Origin of the sequence: Bradyrhizobium genosp. P (assembly GCF_049949265.1) — a bacterium.
Classification (GTDB): domain Bacteria; phylum Pseudomonadota; class Alphaproteobacteria; order Rhizobiales; family Xanthobacteraceae; genus Bradyrhizobium.
Map to the genome: position 1 here is coordinate 9207316 of NZ_CP188195.1, position 15703 is coordinate 9223018.

The following is a 15703-nucleotide window of genomic DNA, read 5'->3' on the forward strand; positions in this document are numbered from 1 at the left end:
AAGGGCTAGAGCTGGATCAGGTCATGCTGCCAGGCATGAAGCAGCGAACCGTCGTACCCAGCGCCCCCTTGAGTGGCCAAACCATCGTCCTGCCAGCCCGGTTCGGCTCGGTGATCACGGCATCGTCGGGAACATCGACCCATTCATTGTCGATGCGAACACGGTAATGACCGTCTTTCGATTCCCAATCCGGGTCGGCGATCGCAAGACCGTCAGCAACCGAACAACATGGCCCCTTGCCGGACTTAAGGCTGTCAAACCATGGCTTGAGCGGCGATAAGGAATAGCGGCCGTCGTCGCGCGCGTGAACGAGGCCGCTCAGCAGCGAGACGAGAATCGCAAGGCTCAATCCGGGGACGGTGGCTTTCATGATCGCATTCGAACAGCTGGCCAGAGCCGCGGCGCGACCGCGGCTCTGCATTCAAGCCGATCGTATCCAATCCGCCGGTGCCGACCTTGACGACGATCAACCCAGCAAGTTGTGGCCACGATACATCTCGGCGCTGCCGCCATTCACCGCGGTGATGGGCGTGCGTGCAAGTGCGCTTGCGGTTTCGTGCGTGTCCTGACCGGCGCTTCGTTCCCTCTCGCGTCGCGCCTCGATCGCCGTTGCAGGCTAGCCGTTGGCAAGCGCAATGTGTAGCTCCGCCCCGACGACGGCACCCTCACCGATCGCAGCACCCACGCGCTTGACCGACCCGGATCGCACGTCGCCGGCGGCGAACACACCGCGTACGCTGGTTTCGAGCAGCAACGGACGGCCAGCGCCAGCGTTCGACCGGATGCTGGAGGGAACGTCCCATCCCGTCAGCACAAAACCCTTGCTGTCCAACGCGACCCCTGTGTCCTTGAGCCAAGCCGTTGCCGGGTCAGCGCCGATGAAGAGGAAGAGATGGCGGATCGGCTTCTCGGTTTCCTCGCCGGTCAAGTTGTTGCGCCAGCGTAGGCGCTCCAATTGCCCTTCCGGGCTGCCATACAGCGCGACCACCTCCGTGTGAGTCAGCACCTCGACAAGGTCAATATTCGCGATGCGGTCGATCAGGTAACGCGACATGCTCTCTGCGAGGCTTGGTCCACGGACCAGCATCCAGATTTTTTTTGCAAAGTTGCGCAGGAATACGGCGGCCTGGCCCGCCGAATTTCCGCCTCCGACCAGAACGATCTCCTCGTTTCGACACATGCGTGCCTCTATTGGCGAAGCCCAATACCAAACGCCGCGCCCCTCGAAACTCGGCAAGTTCGGCACATTGAGGCGGCGGTAGCGCGCGCCAGTCGCAACCACCACCGTCGAGGCCTTTACACGCCGGCTATCCTCCAGGTGCAGCTTGATCGGCGAGTTGCTCAAATCGAGCCGCAAAATGCCCGCGGGTATCACCATCCGAGCGCCAAATTTCTGCGCCTGGACATAGGCGCGGGCGGCGAGCGCCTGGCCCGAAATGCCGGCGGGAAAACCGAGATAATTCTCGATCCGCGCGCTTGCGCCGGCCTGCCCGCCGAAGGCGCGGGCGTCGAAGACGACAACCGACAAGCCCTCTGATGCAGCATAGACCGCCGTCGAAAGGCCCGCCGGGCCAGCGCCAACGACCGCGACGTCATAGGTTCGGCTCTCGTCGTCGATCGGCACCATTCCGAGCGCGCGCGCCAACTCTACCTCGCTCGGATTTTTCAGAACCGCTCCTTTCGGACACACGGCAACCGGCAGGTTTGCCGGATCTGGAGCATATTGCCGGACAAGATTCGCCGCGTCGGGGTCAGTTGCTGGATCAAGCAATTGGTGCGGATAGGCATTGCGGGCGAGGAAGCCTTGCAGGCGCACGACATCAGGGCTCGATTCGGGGCCGATTAGAACCGGACCGCCGGCGCCGGCCTCGATCAGCGCCACGCGGCGAAGGATTAAAGCCTGCATGATTCGTTCGCCGAGTTCGGGCTCCCCAATCATCAAGGCGCGCAGATTCTCCGGCGGGACCAGGAGCGCTTGGACATCGTCGATGGCGTGAACATCGACAAAGGCAGGCTGCCCTGACAATTGTCCCACTTCGGCGACGAACTCGCCGGGTCCTTGCTCCACGATCGGGGCGCGATGGCCTAGCGGATCGCGCCTGACGACACGCACCGAGCCCTCGATCAGCACATACATGCCCGGGGCAACTTCTCCGGTCACGAACAGCGCCTCGCCGGCATGGTAGCACCGCACGGTGCCGAAGCGGCGAAGACGATCGATTTCATGCGGCGCAAGCTTGGGAAACATCTGCTTGCGGTTCTCAATCGTCGACATTTGCAATCTCGCTGTCGGGGTCACCGGTCCCTAGTGCGCCATCAGCAGCGGGACAGGCGCTTCGTGCATCAGGCTATAGGTCACCCCGCCGAGCAACCGCTCGCGCAGGCGCATATGACTATATCCGCCCATGACAATAAGGTCTGCGTTCCGGCGCTCGGCCTCCGCCATCAATTGCATCCCGACTTCGCTGGAGCGGCACTTGATACGATGCAGGCTGGCCTCGATTCCATGATGCCGAAGGTGGTTGACGGCATCGATCCCCATGACCGCCTCCTCCTCTGTGGGCTTTTCGCCGGTCGCAACGACGACCGACACTCTTTCCGCCTTGTGCAGAAACGGCATCGCTTCGGCAAGCGCACGGGCAGCTTCCCGGCTCCCGTTCCAGGCGACCACGATGCGGTCGAAGCCGATCTTCGGCCGCTCCGTCTCAGGAACCAGATAGATGTTCCTGCCCGAGCCGAACAGCACGCCTTCGACGAGTTGCTCCGGGTCCATCGCGCCATTGGGACGAAGCGCAACGAAGGTGTCGGCGGAGCGCGCCTCCCGCGCGGCGATCTTGGCAACATCGTCGGACAGGACGTCGAACCGCCGGATCTCGACCGCCTGATCCAGCATTCGCAATCGCTTGGCTAACGCCTCCTCCATCGCATCGCCGGTTTCGCGCGCATGCTCGACGATCGCAGCGGTGGTGTCGCCCGTGATCGGCCCCGGCAATGGCAGAACGTTGAGATACAACCCGACGACCACCCGCGCCTCAAGCCGACGGGCTATATCGGCGACGGCCGCCAGGCGAATTTCATCGGAGGCGCCGCCGTCCAGCCACACCATGACATCCCTGATCATCGCTCTCTCCTCGCTCGACGACAACCGTCGCGATGCTTGGCTGTTCCGCCGCTCGTGCGCGGCTACAGCAGCAGATTGAAAATACGAAAACACCTCCGGAAAACACCTGCGCCAGTGTTCGCTCGACGGATTCTTCAGCCCGGGATCTACGATGTTGAACGTGCGCGCGAGCGCGACACTAGACCTCCCGCGATGTCCGGCAGACGAGTCTCGACACCCTCACCGCGGCTGGCGGGCGGCTGGTTCGATTGCACGGCGGCGATCATGGCAGCGGTCTCCTCGCCGCATGTTGGCGCGCTGGCCCGTCTCTCCCTTGATGGGCATCGGTTTCGCGCGATTTTCTCGCATGCACAAGGAATCCAGAAAGGTACCGGTGCTCAGCACGCGATCATGGTTTGCGCTTGCGCGCGCAATATCGCCGAGCGGCTCCGGCGGGTCGGTCACAACCAATATCACCGCGCGAGGCACGGCGTGCTGCCGGGCGCGCTGTCAGGTCCGGCTACGGACTAACCACAATCCGATCGTCGACCATGGTCACACCCGGCGCCGACCACGCAACGCGCTCAGCTTCCTCACGCTCGATCCAGGAGCGAACGGAGCCTTTCAGCACCACTTCGCTGCCGTTGGCTTCAACGGTGATGCGATTGGCGTCGACCTCGGCGTTTCGCTTGAACGCTTCCTGGATCTGGCGTTTAAGTTCTGAGGGTTCCACCCCTGGCTTCACCGTGATGACATTGGTTACACCTTTCACGCCTTTCAGCTTTCGTACGGTGTACTCGGCGGTGCTCTTCTGATATTGCCACTCGACCGCGCCTTCCAAGGTTATCCAACCATCCTTGACGACAACCTTGATCCGATCATGCGAAATCGGCAATTGCGCCTTTAGCGCGGCAACCGCATCCCGGGCAATATCAGGATCGGGACGCCGATCAATCTCGGGCAGGCGGACTTCGATATCATTCGCGACAGCAAGAACTCCGGCCACTCGCTTTGCGGCAGCCTCGGCTTCCCACCTGTCCGTGTAACTCTTGGTGAAGCCAGCCAACGTAACGACACCATTCTTGACGGAAACGGCAATGTCGTCTGCGTCGAGGTCAGGATCCCATTTCAACTCATCACGAACGTCGCGCTCGATTTCGCTGTCGGATTTCATGATTGACTCCTCGTCCATACAAAATACTTTACGTGCTTGGCTAGCGACACTGCCTGCGACCAATCTATGAGCGGCCCAAATAACAGCGATGACAAACGTCAATTTCTGCATAGCATTTGGCGATTCGGGCAAACGTTAGCGGCGGATGAAGCCTTCCGATGGATAAAATATTGTGCAACATCTCCGGTTTCGGTCCAGTGCGGCAACGCTGCCGCCGACAGTGCTGGTCCTCGCATGGGTGAAGAGAGCGGTCAGATAAACGGCTTCCCACCGGTCACCGCAACAGTTGTTCCTGAAGTGTAGCTCGATAGTGGATCCGCCAGCGATTGCTACGGCGCGTCCAATGCCGCTATCGCCGCCCGTGATTACAGCCCGCATGCCTTTCAACTTACCCGAGCCCCTGTAGCTGTACTCGCCGTGGTCCGGACGCGGGTCCATCTTGGCGGTCCAACCGGTACGGGCTGCTTCTGTTTCGGATAAGGTGGCTTCGGATAGTCAGGCAACATAGATTATCTCCGCTTTCGCGTCACCACCGTCGATAGAGCGCAAGTCAAGGCGTGGGCACCTCATCGACCCAGGATATTCCAAACTTGTCGAGGCCCTCGGCCAGGAGATCGCCCAACAGCGGCTCGCCGAGCAGGTAACGCACTGTCTCCCAACGCGGGTTGCGGTACCCGTCCCGCCGTTCGGCCGCGCGGCTGCGCAGATCCTCCCACTCGTCGATCGTACCGTCGCCCCGTCCGAGCCACATCAGCGCGACGAGATCGATTTGTTCGTCCTCGTTCAAGGCCCTGATGAAGCTCGCGATCTCGGCAGCAACGGAGTCGCAGCCATCGTCCTGCAATACGTCGACTTCGCCATCGTCAGTAGGATTCGATCCGGACCCCTCGTCCGCCGGCAGATCCTTGACATCAAACTCCCGCGCTTTTTCGATCAGGAAGCTGATCTTTTCGCGCGAAACGGCTAACTCGGGCATCGCTTGCTCCCTAATTGCGGGTATTCCGATCAACGCGACGGAACGATCAGCCCGCCTTTGCCGCAGATGGCGTCGGCAACATCAAAGGATCTCTGAGGACGATGATCTGGCGCACGCCGTCCGCGTCGATAACCTCGAGGCTGGACAACGCCAGACCTTCTCCTTCGATGTATATTTCTCTGGGTTTGTGGATCAGATGCTCGTGTCCTTCGAGTGCGAGCGCGATTACGTCATCCTTCGGATCATAGGAAATCCCGAAGAACGGTAGCCATTCCGCCTCGATCTGATCACCGAGCTTAAGCGACGCCACCTCGATCTCGGCACGTTTGCCGCCCAGTGCTTTCGATATGAGATCGAAATAGACGCTCCACTCCGATTTTTCGAGCTTCTTCGCCATTGTTCGTAGACACCCAGTTAGATTCCGCCGGATCCTCGACGTCGCTAGCTGGAAGCCGGTTTCTCCGCGCTGACAATGATCAATTTTCCACGAGGTTTGCGCGGCCAGCCCGACGCTGCCCGTCAAAGTTATCTATCGCGTGACAGAAAAGTTCGACGCCGGCTTCAGCGATAAAAGGCTGAGTCAAAGTGCGATCAAAACGCTCATCTCTGCGGCAATGAAATCAATGGACTGATTCATCCTCGCGTTCAGATATTAAGGAGGGCGATCCCGAGATCTAGGCGCTTTTTCCGCCGCATATGCTTGACTGTTTCGTTGATCGTGACTTCCAGCGTCGGCCGCACTGAACCTGACAGGAAGTGGCCACCGCGTACCGAGCCATCCTGCAGACCAAGCACCGCGTGGAGGTGAAGGCTCGCCTTGCCGTTATCGCTCTCCGCCAAATCCCCGATCAGGCTGAGGATTTCGCATTGCTCGTTGACGGCTATCCGTTTGTAGCTTTTAACCGCGAGGTCGAACCAGCCAACCTCAGCATGTGCAAAGGCACCGATCGCGGTCACCGCGGCCCCGCTGACCTGCTCCTTGTTCGCGAAATCGGTGATGGCCCTAAACGCCTCCTCTCCCTCGTCGAGGACGAGGACAAAGGTCCGTTCGGAACCGACGGCGACGGATTTTGCTTTCATCTCTTATTCCCGAGCGCGTTTGGGCCTGACGTCCGGCTACGACTGCTAAATCGATCGGCCTGGACGACGTCGTTCCCGCCAAGGCGGTGAATTCGTATCTTTCGAACTGGACCAACGCGGTGGCTAGTCTGCACTGAGCCGGGCACGGCGGCCTTCCTTGACCTCCTCGATGATCTTCGCGCTGAACGCTTCGAGGTCACCCGGGTTGCGCGAGGTGATGACGCCCTGGTCGGCCACGACCTGGGAATCCTCCCATTTCGCGCCGGCATTGATGACGTCGGTCTTGATGGATTTGTAGGACGTCATCTTCCGTCCCTTCGCGATCCCGGTCTCGATCAACAGCCATGGTGCGTGGCAGACTGCGGCGACGATCTTCTGGGCGTCGAAGATTTCCTTGATGAACCTGAGCGCTTTCGGTTCGACCCGCAGCAGATCGGGATTGATCTGCCCGCCCGGTAGCACGATGGCGTCGTAGTCCGACGATGAGACTTGATCGAGCGACTTGTCGACCTTCACCGGCCGACCCCAGTCCTTCATGTCCCATCCCATGATTTCGCCGGCAGCCAACGAAATCACCTCGACGGTAGCAGCCGCTTTCTTCAAGCGGTCACGCGGCACTTCAAGTTCCGATTGCTCGAAGCCATGGGTGGCCAGGATCGCAATCTTCTTGCCTTTCAGATCCATCAGGAAACTCCTTTGGAAAAAGCTCCCCTGTCAATCCGCTTTGCACACCATCGTTCCTACGGCTTCAAACGCGCAACTCTTCATCTGATTGCGGCACGAAGCGATCGACCGTCCTGGCACAGGCGCCAGATCACCGCTCTTTCGATGGTCGCGGCAGGTGCTATGCCATTGTCGCGTCGAGCACAAAGCAAGCGGTCGCCAAGGTCGGCGCGTTCGTATTGATGCTGGCTGCACGGGATTCGTACCGTGCTCCGGTCGATCGCGGCAGTTCACCATACTTGGTTGCGGGTGATTTGAACCTGCGAGCTAAATCAGACCACCGCGGTGACTTCCGCAAATGAGCCTTCAAAGGCGGGCTTGCACGATTGTTCACCGTATGTTCTAAAGTTCAGATTCATTACTCCTAGAAGCCCGCCATGGCCGATCAGATCGTCATCACGGAGAAATCCAGCCAAGCGAAAGACGTCCGCGCTGCCGTTGGCTCTCGTTACGGGGACATTCTCCCGGCGGAGGGCCATTTGTTCGACCTGCTCGAACCGGAAGATTTAGTGCCGGAATGGAAACGTTGGTCACCAATTCTCCTACGACCGGAAGGTCTTTACGGCACTCGCCCGGCACAGGGCGGCAACAAGGCCGCCAAGCTGAAGGCCATCCGAGAGGCCCTGCGCACAGCCAAGCAGGTTTGGCTCGCCACTGACTGCGACCGCGAAGGCCAGCTCATCGGTCAGGAAATTCTGGAGCATTATAACTACCGCGGCCAGGTGCGCCGGGTGCTGTTCACCGCGCAGGACGCGCAGACCATCCGTGATGCGTTCGCGCGGGCAAAACCCAACGCCGAATATGCCAGGCTTTACGCCGCTGCGGTCGCGCGCCGGCAGGCCGACCAGATCTACAACCTGTCTCTCACCCGCACTGCGACCGTTATCTTGGGTCAAGGCGCTCGGAGGGTGATCGGGGTTGGTCGTGTGAAGACCCCGACCTTGGCCATTGTCTGCAAGCGCGAACTGGAAATCCGGAACTTCGTGCCGCTGGCCTATTTTGAGGTTGTTGCGACCGCAAGGGTTGCCGGTGGGCAATTCCAGATGCGCCACGCGCCGCAGAAGAGGATCGTCCGGCGCGACGCCGCCGAGGATGTCGTCAATGCGGTTCGGGGCTTCGAAGGCCCGCTTATCGTGCGCGTCGAAGACAAGCGGCACGGGCCACCCAAGTTGCACGATTTGCCGTCGCTGCAGAAACTATGCGGCTCGCGCTTCGGTTGGCCGGCCAACAAGACACTCGAGGTGGCGCAGGAACTTTATGACGGCCAGGGCAAGAAGATCATCACTTATCCGCGCGCGGAGGTACGCTACCTGCCGCAGAGCTTGATATCGGACGTGCCCAAGATCGTGGCCGGACTGCAAGTGGGCCAATCTTTCAGCGCAATCCCCGTGCCTGAACCACCGGTGATCCGCAAAGGTGCAAGCGGCAGTTTCTACGACAAGGAGCTGGAGGGGGCGAGCCATCACGCAGTCATTCCCAACGTCAACACGATAGACAAGCTGCGCGAGGTCTGGCCTCGACTGTCCTCCGATGAGAAGAAACTGTTTGACCTCATCGCGCGGGCTTATCTGGCCGCCTTGATGCCTGATTTCCGCTACCGCCAGACAATCGCAACTCTCGACGTGCGTGGTTTCGAATTTCGCGCTGCCGGCCGGCAGCCCATCGATCTCGGCTGGCGCGCGGCGTTCCCGGACTGGCAGCCGGCGGACGAAAAGGGCGATGAAGCACAATTGCTTCCGGCGCTGCGCGACGGAGAGACCGCGCGGATGGATGATCCAAAAATTGAGGACAAGGAGACCCGGCCACCGCCGCGTTACAACGAAGGCACTTTGATCGATGCAATGCAAAATGCCTGGCGCTTCGTCGCCGACGAGGTTCTTCGGGAACGCCTAAAGGATGCCAAGGGCATCGGCACGCCGGCAACCCGGGCCGAGATCATTGGCGGGCTCAAGAAACAAAGCTTTCTGATGACCCAGGGGAAGCACATCGTGCCGACCGAGACCGGCCTGTCGCTGTTTGACGTTTTGAAACAGGCTGACCCTGCGCTTGTCGACCCTGGTGTAACAGCGCAACTGGAATGCTTGCTCGACGACGTCGTTGTTGGCAAACAGGAAATGGTCGAAGCGATCGACGCCGTATGCGACGTCGCCCAGCGCATCATCGGCAAGCTGAAAGATGGCGCCGCGGCTGGAGGGCTACCGTCGTTGAGCGCTACAGAGGGCAACGGCGCCGCAGCATATCCCCCAACACCCGCGATGAAGCGTTTTGCTGACAGCCTCATCCGGCAGAAGGGTGTCAAGGCTCCGCCGGGCTATAAGATATCGATATCGATCTGCCGCAAATTCCTAAGCGAACACGCCCCCAAGAAAGCCAACAGTGAAACGCCAGAACCCGGTGTGGTCAGCTCTCCGCAGATATTACACGCTAGAAAAATTTCTCAGGGGAAAAGTGTCGTCATTCCCGATGAGGCGAAGGCCAACTCGGCCGCCATGACTGCCTGGATTGATCCGAGCCATAACACGAACCGGCGTAAGCCAGCGCGTAAGATCGCATACCAGCCCGCGCGATCGACTGCGCCCCAATCGACAGATCTGAAGAAGCCTTACCGGAAACGGAAAGCTACGGCTGTGGTCAACTCGTCGACAACTGCTCCGGAAAATTCCGCCACCGACACGCCGCTCCGTATTCCCTATGGCCACAAGGACATCGCACTGAAGCTTGGAGCTCGCTACCGCTCTGGTGGATGGTATGCTCCGGCGGGAACTAATCTGGCTGCATTTGGGGAGCGTGGGTGGCTATAGCTATCGGCGGCTGTAGCGATCGCGTCGAACAGGCATAGACCGCCCGAAGTTACCATGAACGCCATCACGGATCAGTTGCTCGACCCAGGTCAAGCTACCGTCGTCCGCGCCTCACCATCACCAAGACACGGAGCAACCATTGAACACGATCTTCATAGGCGGCTCGCGACACGTTTCCCGGCTTCCCTGCGAGGTGAAGAAGCCGCTCGACAATGTCGTCGCGAGCGGCCACCGCGTCATCGTCGGAGACGCCAATGGCGCCGACAAACCCGTGCAGAAGCACTTCCACGATATCCACTATGACAAGGTCACTGTGTTCTGCTCGGGCGCGACCCCGCGCAACAACCTTGGGCCCTGGCACACGCACCACGTCGACGCGCCCAAGAATGCGAAGGGCTTTCAGTTCTACGCCGTCAAAGATCGCGAAATGGCGCGTGAGGCCGATTTCGGGCTGATGATCTGGGACGGGAAAAGCCCCGGCACCGTCCTCAACTTGCTACGCCTCGCCATCGCCGGAAAGATCGCGGTCCTGTTCAACGTCCCCGACAAGGACGTCGTCAATATCAAGTCGGTCGACGCTTGGAGAAATTTCATCTCTCATTGCAGCGACGAGCTACGCCGGGATGTGAAGGAGCGCGCGACACCTGACGAATGGCGGCTGGTCGAGACCAGCGATCAGCCAACCTTCCTCTCGACGATGGAGATAGCACCATCCGATCAAGCGACCGACGAGATCGCGAACGAGATCGATGCGACCGCGGCCCCTCAGGCTCCAGCGCTGGAGGAGGTCGTCAAGGCACTCAACGACGCACTTGCCCGGTCGGACGCAACCGCGGTCAAGGAAACACTCGGCCAGATCGCGCGCGATCGCGGCATGAGCCACGTCGCGCGTGAAACGGGACTCGCTCGCGAGAGCCTCTACCGATCGCTCGATCCGAAGGGAAACCCCGAGTTCACCACGGTCCTGAAGGTGCTCTCGTCGATCGGCTTGCGGCTCGAGGTCAAGCCCGAGCAGCGGGAGCCGGAGCGCGAGCCGGTCGCTTCGCGCGGTTGAGCTCGCGGCGCGCTCGATCGGCGCCCCCCGCGAGAGAGTTAGAGGAGTGCCAGGATTTCCGCGACGGGTTGGAGGTCGAGAGAGAGGCTCTCGGCCGCCCGTCACGGAGTAAATCCCGATGGGCTACCGCCGTTAAGAAGATCACCCTGTCGTCCTCGCGCGACATCCCCTTCAACAAGCTCATCCTTTCCCAGACCAATATCCGGACCCGGAAGGACGGCGTCTCGATCGAGGAACTGGCGGCCTCGATCACCCGGCGCGGCCTGATCCAGAGTCTCCATGTCCGGCCCGTCCTCGATGCCGAGGGCATCGAAGCCCGCATGTTCGATGTTCCCGCGGGTGGCCGCCGCTATCGCGCGCTCGAGCTTCTCGTGAAGCAGAAGCGCCTCGCCCAAGGCTGCGCTTGTGCCGTGTGGACGCGCTATAGCGCGCGCCGTAGATCCTTGTGCACGGAGAGCCGGATATCGCAATCCCAAGCTGCTTGAATCGTTTGCTCCGAGCAAAGCGTCAGAACCTGATAGTGAGGTCGGCCTTGACTGCATTGTCATAGACCTGGCTGGCGAGCTGACCGGTGTAGCTGACGGCTATTGTCGTGGACTTGGTAATGCCGAAATCAACACCAGCTTCGATGCGCGCGGCTTCCCTGGCGATCGGCAGGCCGCTGATGGCAAAGGATTGCCCGCCGGCAAGGGCAAGCCGGCTCTGTGGTGTCACATCGCCGAAGGCATGGTTCCAGCCGAGCATGCCGCGCGCAGTCAGCGTCACGGCGTCACTGATGGCAAGAGCCTGCGAAGCGCGCAGCCCCAATGTCGTTGTCGTGACATCCGTTCCGCCGGGTCGCCCTTCACTTGCAGTGTGCCGACCGAATTTCCACCTTTGCGCCAGACGATGGGGATCTGCGAAGCGCAGTCCGCCATCACCCGACCCGATTTTTTGGATACCTCTAGTAACGCTGGTTCATCGCTCGCAACCTCGCGAAATGATCTTCGAGTGTGTGTTGATCCAGGTGCGATACGATTTGCGCGAGAGGAGCAGCGGGTTATCGCGGCGGGAGCAAGCGTTTGGCGGAGCCGTCGATTATGCTTGGCGCTTCGATCTGCGTCTGCGCGCCCCGACAACTTACGATCGCGAGCATGCTGCCCAGTGACCAGTCTGGATGCCGAGCAGGAGCTATTTTCATCGAGCGGACTCCAAGGAGCGAACTGGAGACATCGTAAACGCGACGCTCGATTTCGAGATCTCCCAATTGGGAGGAGGCGATGAAAGGCAATCGTTCAACACGGTGCCGAAAGGCGTCGATGTTTCTATGAGCAGATGCAATTTCGGCTACCCGCCCGAGCCCAGAGAGCTATTGCGAACACCACCCGGTTCCCATCATTGGCCGGGCGCATGTCGCGTATCTCCCGAGGGATCGCGTCGTGGGAATTAGCAAGCTTGCCCGTGTTGTCGATGCCTTCGCCAAGCGCTTCCAGATTCAGGAGCGATTGACGTGCGAGATCGCCGATACGATCCACTCGGTTTTGAAGCCGCGTGGTGTGGCGGTCATCATTGAATCGACGCATCAATGCATGAGCACCCGCGGCGTTCACAAGGCAGGTTCAACGATGATCACGAGCAGGATGCTGGGCTCCTTCCGGGATGCCCCCGACACCTGCAGAGAACTGTTTTCCCTGCTGCAACTGCCGAACGGGGGCGGTTCGCTGAGTGAGTAACTCAGGCAAGCCAACGGTTAAGGCGCCGTCTCTCGCTGGTGGTGCCCGGGCAAGCATCTGCGCGCTGATTTTTTGAATTTCCGGACGGGGATGCTGATGATCCGTTCGCTCTTGCTATGACGACAGGTGATCGCGTCATGACCATATCCTTTCGATCTTTTGAAGAACGGGACCTTCCCGAATATCGGTCATGGTTTTCTGATGCCGAGCTGTCGCGTCGCCTGTCCTTCCCCACCGACGAGTGGTTCGCCTATACGAGATCCAATAGCGTGCGGTGCTGGTTGGCGACAGATGCCCAGAACGGCCTCGTCGGACAGATTCAAATTGACGAAGATGGCAATGGAGCCGGTCATTTTGATATGGCTATCAAGCCGAGCCTACGGAGAATGGGCCTCGGCGCGGAAATGCTGCGCGCTTTCTTGCGAGAACATGGTGGGAGTTATTCCGCGCTGCACGCAACTGTCGAAACGGACAACTGGGCGAGCATAGCTTGCCTGCAGCGCTGCGGCTTTGAGCCCGAGCGAGAGTTGGACGCGGATGGCTTCATGCAATTCCACAAGGTCACCTAGCGGTCACCGTGGCCAGAGCGGCGGCTTCAAGCACCGCCTCCCCCGAATTTCCAAACCGGGATACCCAGCTTGCGAGCCTTGTCGGCGAGATTGTCCTGAATGCCGGTTCCCGGAAAATGGATGACGCCGATCGGCAGGACGTCGAGCATCGCGTCATTGCGCTTGAAGGGCGCTGCCTTCGCGTGCTTGGTCCAGTCCGGCTTGAATGCGATCTGGGGCACCTTTGGTGGTCGGCCCATTTGGCCGCGATCAATTCGGCGCCCTTCGGCGAGCCGCCATGCAATAAAACCATGTCGGGATGCTTTGCGTGGACCTGGTCGAGCCTGTTCCAGATCTGCCGAAAATCGTTGAAATCGAGGCCGCCAGTGAAGGCGATCTTCGGGCGGGCCGGCAGCAGCACCGCGCGTTCCGTTCGTATTTTTGCGGCGAGGAAATCGCGACTGTCGATCACTGAGGACGTGAGATGTCGATGATTGACCATCGATCCACTGCGCGGGCGCCAGACTGAACCGATGTGGCTCTCATAATGTTCGGCGGCCTGGTCGCGCATCAGTTCGAAGGCATCGCGGCGCTCGATCATGGTCTGGCCTTCAGCCGTGAGACGCTCCAGTTCAACCGATTTCACTTCGGATCCGTCCTGGTCGCGTTGATTTCGGCGCTGCGCCTCCTCGTTGGCATCGAGATCGCGCTCGATCCGATCGGTGGCCCGATGGAAGAGGTTTACGGTCGACCACAGAAGATCATCAAGGTCCGGCTCGAGGCGGGTGTCCGTCAGCGCGACGATCAGTGCATCGAAGATGTCAGAGACGGCGCCAGCGACAAGTGCGCCATCGGGAAGCGGTCGCGGATCGGGTTCGTCCTGAAACGGACGGTAGCCGTAAAGCTGAAGCTCGGTAAGCAGGTGATCGGTCGGAGACGAGGCATGGGGCTGTTCTTCGCTCTCATCGTACTTGGCCATCGCGGGGACTCTTTCGCCGGTTGGACCGCGACCCTCGCGGCCTGTCCTCTCGAAGGCCGGGGCGCGGCTCTCCTCACCGATCCGAAGGAGACGTCGCGTGCGCATGAATGAGAGAGCCTTGCGAACCACCCACCAGTCCCCATCGCAAGAGCCAACACCCCTGATCCGCTCGCCAGGCATCGGCATGTCAGCGCGGTAGGCTCCGCCCGCACTATTTTCCGAAGTAAGACCAAAGGTAATGCGCTAGGCCCCCGCCAACGATAAGAACCCCAATCACCGCAGCGCGCAGCGAGACGACTAGCCCTCTTCTATCTGCAATCGGTAACATCGAGGTCGATCGCACCCCGTTTCTCGGGTCGATTATCATGATCTGCTGTTCCGGCGTTCGAGACAACTGAGCCACGACTTACAATCTTGAATGACCATGACGGTCCATACACCGGCTCGGATATTCACCAATAGCTTCGCAATTTGTTGCGGATGGTACGCAACGAAATGCCAAGCATGCTTGCCGCTCGGGTCCTGTTGCCATGACAAGACCGCACCGTGTGAAGGATGAGCCGGCGCTCGACGTCTTCGATCGTCTGTCCGATCAACATCTGCACAGCCGCGTCCGCGCAACCTGGCGCAAACCGCGCATTACTTGTCGATAGATGACAAATGATGTGGTCAAGCAATCGTTCTTCGTTTGCGGTGACAACAATCAGCCCGAGATCGGCCGATGTCTCCTTGAATGTGTACAACCCAGACTCTGGATCGATAGCAACGACAGCGCTTCCGCAAATCAGGAGTTGCGGCTCCAGCGTTTCGATAAGGACAAACGGAAGAGCCTCGCCGGGCTGAGCAAGACCGCCGAACAGTACAAGAAGTTCCGATCTAAGGTGCGAGAGCCGCGCAATCTGCAACGAGCCATCGATCGGCGCCGGGCTCACCCGCTTCCCGAACACGGGCTCGCTTGCATGTTCCGGCGCCGGCGTCCCGCTATACGACTGCCGCTTGCCGAAGTTTGACAATACCAAAAGGGCGCCATACGAACCAAGTTGAGAGGAGCGTTCATTCATGCCCTGTTAGCCCGGAGAGAGCAGAGGGAATCCTTGACTCTTCGGCGGGAAACTGCGCGCCCGCTTGAGCCAACCGCACCGCAATAGCCCAACCGACAATGTTGTCGATTCGAATGATCAATGAAGGCGGCACGGTCAACAATCGTAGGCACGATGTGCTCCGTCAAATTCGAATCGTCGAAAGCTCCTACGGACTATGCGAGCCACGGATGGATCACGCTCCTCCCAAATGGGAGCCGGAACAGTAAATGCACGACTCGGAGTGATGACAGCCGGGACGGGCGTTTCACGCCGACATTGGTACCGAAGGATCGGGTCCTACGGTCGTATTGCCGTCTCCCGAATTGCAATCGACGCTCTGTTGCACCGAGATTTCGACCAGAAAAGACCCGCGCGATTCGACGCAGAGTGAGTGACCGGCAGTGCCGGCGTGCATAGGCGCCTCATGCATCGTCGCCTAATTCAATCGGGCTCTGCGCAGCAACGGCGGGTTAA

General features: G+C 60.0%; 14 protein-coding genes and 4 pseudogenes. 6 read left to right on the forward strand and 12 right to left on the reverse strand.

What is annotated here, in order from left to right; all coding sequences use genetic code 11:
* Positions 1 to 16 precede the first annotated feature (16 nt).
* From ACP2YO_RS44235 to ACP2YO_RS44245, 3 genes are all read right to left on the reverse strand, one after another.
* Positions 17 to 370, reverse strand: a complete 354-nt coding sequence (locus ACP2YO_RS44235; RefSeq protein WP_426437430.1) for a hypothetical protein — start codon at positions 368 to 370, stop codon at positions 17 to 19.
* Positions 371 to 616: 246 nt separating this feature from the next.
* The gene (locus ACP2YO_RS44240) at positions 617 to 2275 is read right to left on the reverse strand and encodes an FAD-dependent oxidoreductase (RefSeq protein ID WP_426437431.1); all 1659 of its coding nucleotides are present in this window, start codon (positions 2273 to 2275) and stop codon (positions 617 to 619) included.
* 30 nt (positions 2276 to 2305) lie between these two features.
* The gene (locus tag ACP2YO_RS44245; RefSeq protein WP_426437432.1) at positions 2306 to 3121 is read right to left on the reverse strand and encodes a universal stress protein; all 816 of its coding nucleotides are present in this window, start codon (positions 3119 to 3121) and stop codon (positions 2306 to 2308) included.
* Between the two features lie 264 nt (positions 3122 to 3385).
* Here ACP2YO_RS44245 and ACP2YO_RS44250 point away from each other — a divergent pair, with 264 nt between their 5' ends.
* Positions 3386 to 3631: a hypothetical protein gene (locus ACP2YO_RS44250; RefSeq protein ID WP_426437433.1), complete on the forward strand. Its 246-nt coding sequence runs from the start codon at positions 3386 to 3388 to the stop codon at positions 3629 to 3631.
* Here the strand turns inward: ACP2YO_RS44250 and ACP2YO_RS44255 are convergent.
* From ACP2YO_RS44255 to ACP2YO_RS44280, 6 genes and pseudogenes are all read right to left on the reverse strand, one after another.
* The gene (locus ACP2YO_RS44255) at positions 3621 to 4274 is read right to left on the reverse strand and encodes a BON domain-containing protein (protein WP_426437434.1); all 654 of its coding nucleotides are present in this window, start codon (positions 4272 to 4274) and stop codon (positions 3621 to 3623) included. The genes ACP2YO_RS44250 and ACP2YO_RS44255 overlap by 11 nt on opposite strands.
* A 321-nt stretch (positions 4275 to 4595) precedes the next feature.
* A pseudogene (locus ACP2YO_RS44260) lies at positions 4596 to 4777 on the reverse strand (NAD(P)-dependent oxidoreductase); the annotation flags it as partial.
* 47 nt (positions 4778 to 4824) lie between these two features.
* On the reverse strand, positions 4825 to 5250 hold the full coding sequence (locus ACP2YO_RS44265; RefSeq protein WP_426437435.1) for a DUF3775 domain-containing protein: 426 nt from the start codon (positions 5248 to 5250) through the stop codon (positions 4825 to 4827).
* A 46-nt stretch (positions 5251 to 5296) separates the two neighbouring features.
* Entirely contained in the window at positions 5297 to 5647 is a 351-nt protein-coding gene (locus ACP2YO_RS44270; RefSeq protein WP_426437436.1) for a DUF5335 domain-containing protein, read from the reverse strand.
* 248 nt (positions 5648 to 5895) lie between these two features.
* Complete coding sequence (locus ACP2YO_RS44275; protein WP_426437437.1) at positions 5896 to 6330, reverse strand: PPC domain-containing DNA-binding protein; 435 nt, start codon at positions 6328 to 6330, stop codon at positions 5896 to 5898.
* Positions 6331 to 6453: 123 nt separating this feature from the next.
* The gene (locus ACP2YO_RS44280; RefSeq protein ID WP_426437438.1) at positions 6454 to 7014 is read right to left on the reverse strand and encodes a type 1 glutamine amidotransferase domain-containing protein; all 561 of its coding nucleotides are present in this window, start codon (positions 7012 to 7014) and stop codon (positions 6454 to 6456) included.
* Between the two features lie 416 nt (positions 7015 to 7430).
* Here ACP2YO_RS44280 and ACP2YO_RS44285 point away from each other — a divergent pair, with 416 nt between their 5' ends.
* The 3 genes and pseudogenes from ACP2YO_RS44285 to ACP2YO_RS44295 all read left to right on the forward strand — a co-directional run.
* Positions 7431 to 9854, forward strand: coding sequence for a DNA topoisomerase (locus tag ACP2YO_RS44285; protein WP_426437439.1), 2424 nt, complete (start codon positions 7431 to 7433; stop codon positions 9852 to 9854).
* Positions 9855 to 9993: 139 nt separating this feature from the next.
* Positions 9994 to 10908, forward strand: a complete 915-nt coding sequence (locus tag ACP2YO_RS44290) for an addiction module antidote protein (protein ID WP_426437440.1) — start codon at positions 9994 to 9996, stop codon at positions 10906 to 10908.
* A gap of 54 nt (positions 10909 to 10962) precedes the next feature.
* A pseudogene (locus ACP2YO_RS44295) lies at positions 10963 to 11322 on the forward strand (ParB/Srx family N-terminal domain-containing protein); the annotation flags it as partial.
* A 93-nt stretch (positions 11323 to 11415) separates the two neighbouring features.
* Here ACP2YO_RS44295 and ACP2YO_RS44300 read toward each other — a convergent pair.
* Positions 11416 to 11715 (reverse strand): autotransporter domain-containing protein, encoded by a 300-nt coding sequence (locus tag ACP2YO_RS44300; protein ID WP_426437441.1) that lies wholly within the window; start codon positions 11713 to 11715, stop codon positions 11416 to 11418.
* 536 nt (positions 11716 to 12251) lie between these two features.
* Here ACP2YO_RS44300 and folE point away from each other — a divergent pair.
* Both folE and ACP2YO_RS44310 read left to right on the forward strand, forming a co-directional pair.
* A pseudogene (gene folE, locus ACP2YO_RS44305) lies at positions 12252 to 12620 on the forward strand (GTP cyclohydrolase I); the annotation flags it as partial.
* Positions 12621 to 12757: 137 nt separating this feature from the next.
* A complete protein-coding gene (locus tag ACP2YO_RS44310) occupies positions 12758 to 13189 on the forward strand; it encodes a GNAT family N-acetyltransferase (protein WP_426437442.1) in 432 nt (143 codons plus the stop codon).
* Between the two features lie 26 nt (positions 13190 to 13215).
* On the opposite strand, the pseudogene ACP2YO_RS44315 reads toward ACP2YO_RS44310, so the two are convergent.
* Positions 13216 to 14147 (reverse strand): annotated as a pseudogene (locus tag ACP2YO_RS44315) (DUF2493 domain-containing protein).
* A 452-nt stretch (positions 14148 to 14599) separates the two neighbouring features.
* Positions 14600 to 15208 (reverse strand): helix-turn-helix domain-containing protein, encoded by a 609-nt coding sequence (locus ACP2YO_RS44320; protein WP_426437443.1) that lies wholly within the window; start codon positions 15206 to 15208, stop codon positions 14600 to 14602.
* Positions 15209 to 15703: the final 495 nt, after the last annotated feature.

Coding starts and splice junctions, on each gene's coding strand:
- ACP2YO_RS44280 (WP_426437438.1), bottom strand. CDS start 7,014: ATGGATCTGAAAGGCAAGAAGATTGCGATCCTGGCCACCCATGGCTTC.
- ACP2YO_RS44240 (WP_426437431.1), bottom strand. CDS start 2,275: ATGTCGACGATTGAGAACCGCAAGCAGATGTTTCCCAAGCTTGCGCCG.
- ACP2YO_RS44250 (WP_426437433.1), top strand. CDS start 3,386: ATGGCAGCGGTCTCCTCGCCGCATGTTGGCGCGCTGGCCCGTCTCTCC.
- ACP2YO_RS44320 (WP_426437443.1), bottom strand. CDS start 15,208: ATGAATGAACGCTCCTCTCAACTTGGTTCGTATGGCGCCCTTTTGGTA.
- ACP2YO_RS44285 (WP_426437439.1), top strand. CDS start 7,431: ATGGCCGATCAGATCGTCATCACGGAGAAATCCAGCCAAGCGAAAGAC.
- ACP2YO_RS44245 (WP_426437432.1), bottom strand. CDS start 3,121: ATGATCAGGGATGTCATGGTGTGGCTGGACGGCGGCGCCTCCGATGAA.
- ACP2YO_RS44275 (WP_426437437.1), bottom strand. CDS start 6,330: ATGAAAGCAAAATCCGTCGCCGTCGGTTCCGAACGGACCTTTGTCCTC.
- ACP2YO_RS44235 (WP_426437430.1), bottom strand. CDS start 370: ATGAAAGCCACCGTCCCCGGATTGAGCCTTGCGATTCTCGTCTCGCTG.
- ACP2YO_RS44270 (WP_426437436.1), bottom strand. CDS start 5,647: ATGGCGAAGAAGCTCGAAAAATCGGAGTGGAGCGTCTATTTCGATCTC.
- ACP2YO_RS44255 (WP_426437434.1), bottom strand. CDS start 4,274: ATGAAATCCGACAGCGAAATCGAGCGCGACGTTCGTGATGAGTTGAAA.
- ACP2YO_RS44265 (WP_426437435.1), bottom strand. CDS start 5,250: ATGCCCGAGTTAGCCGTTTCGCGCGAAAAGATCAGCTTCCTGATCGAA.
- ACP2YO_RS44310 (WP_426437442.1), top strand. CDS start 12,758: ATGACCATATCCTTTCGATCTTTTGAAGAACGGGACCTTCCCGAATAT.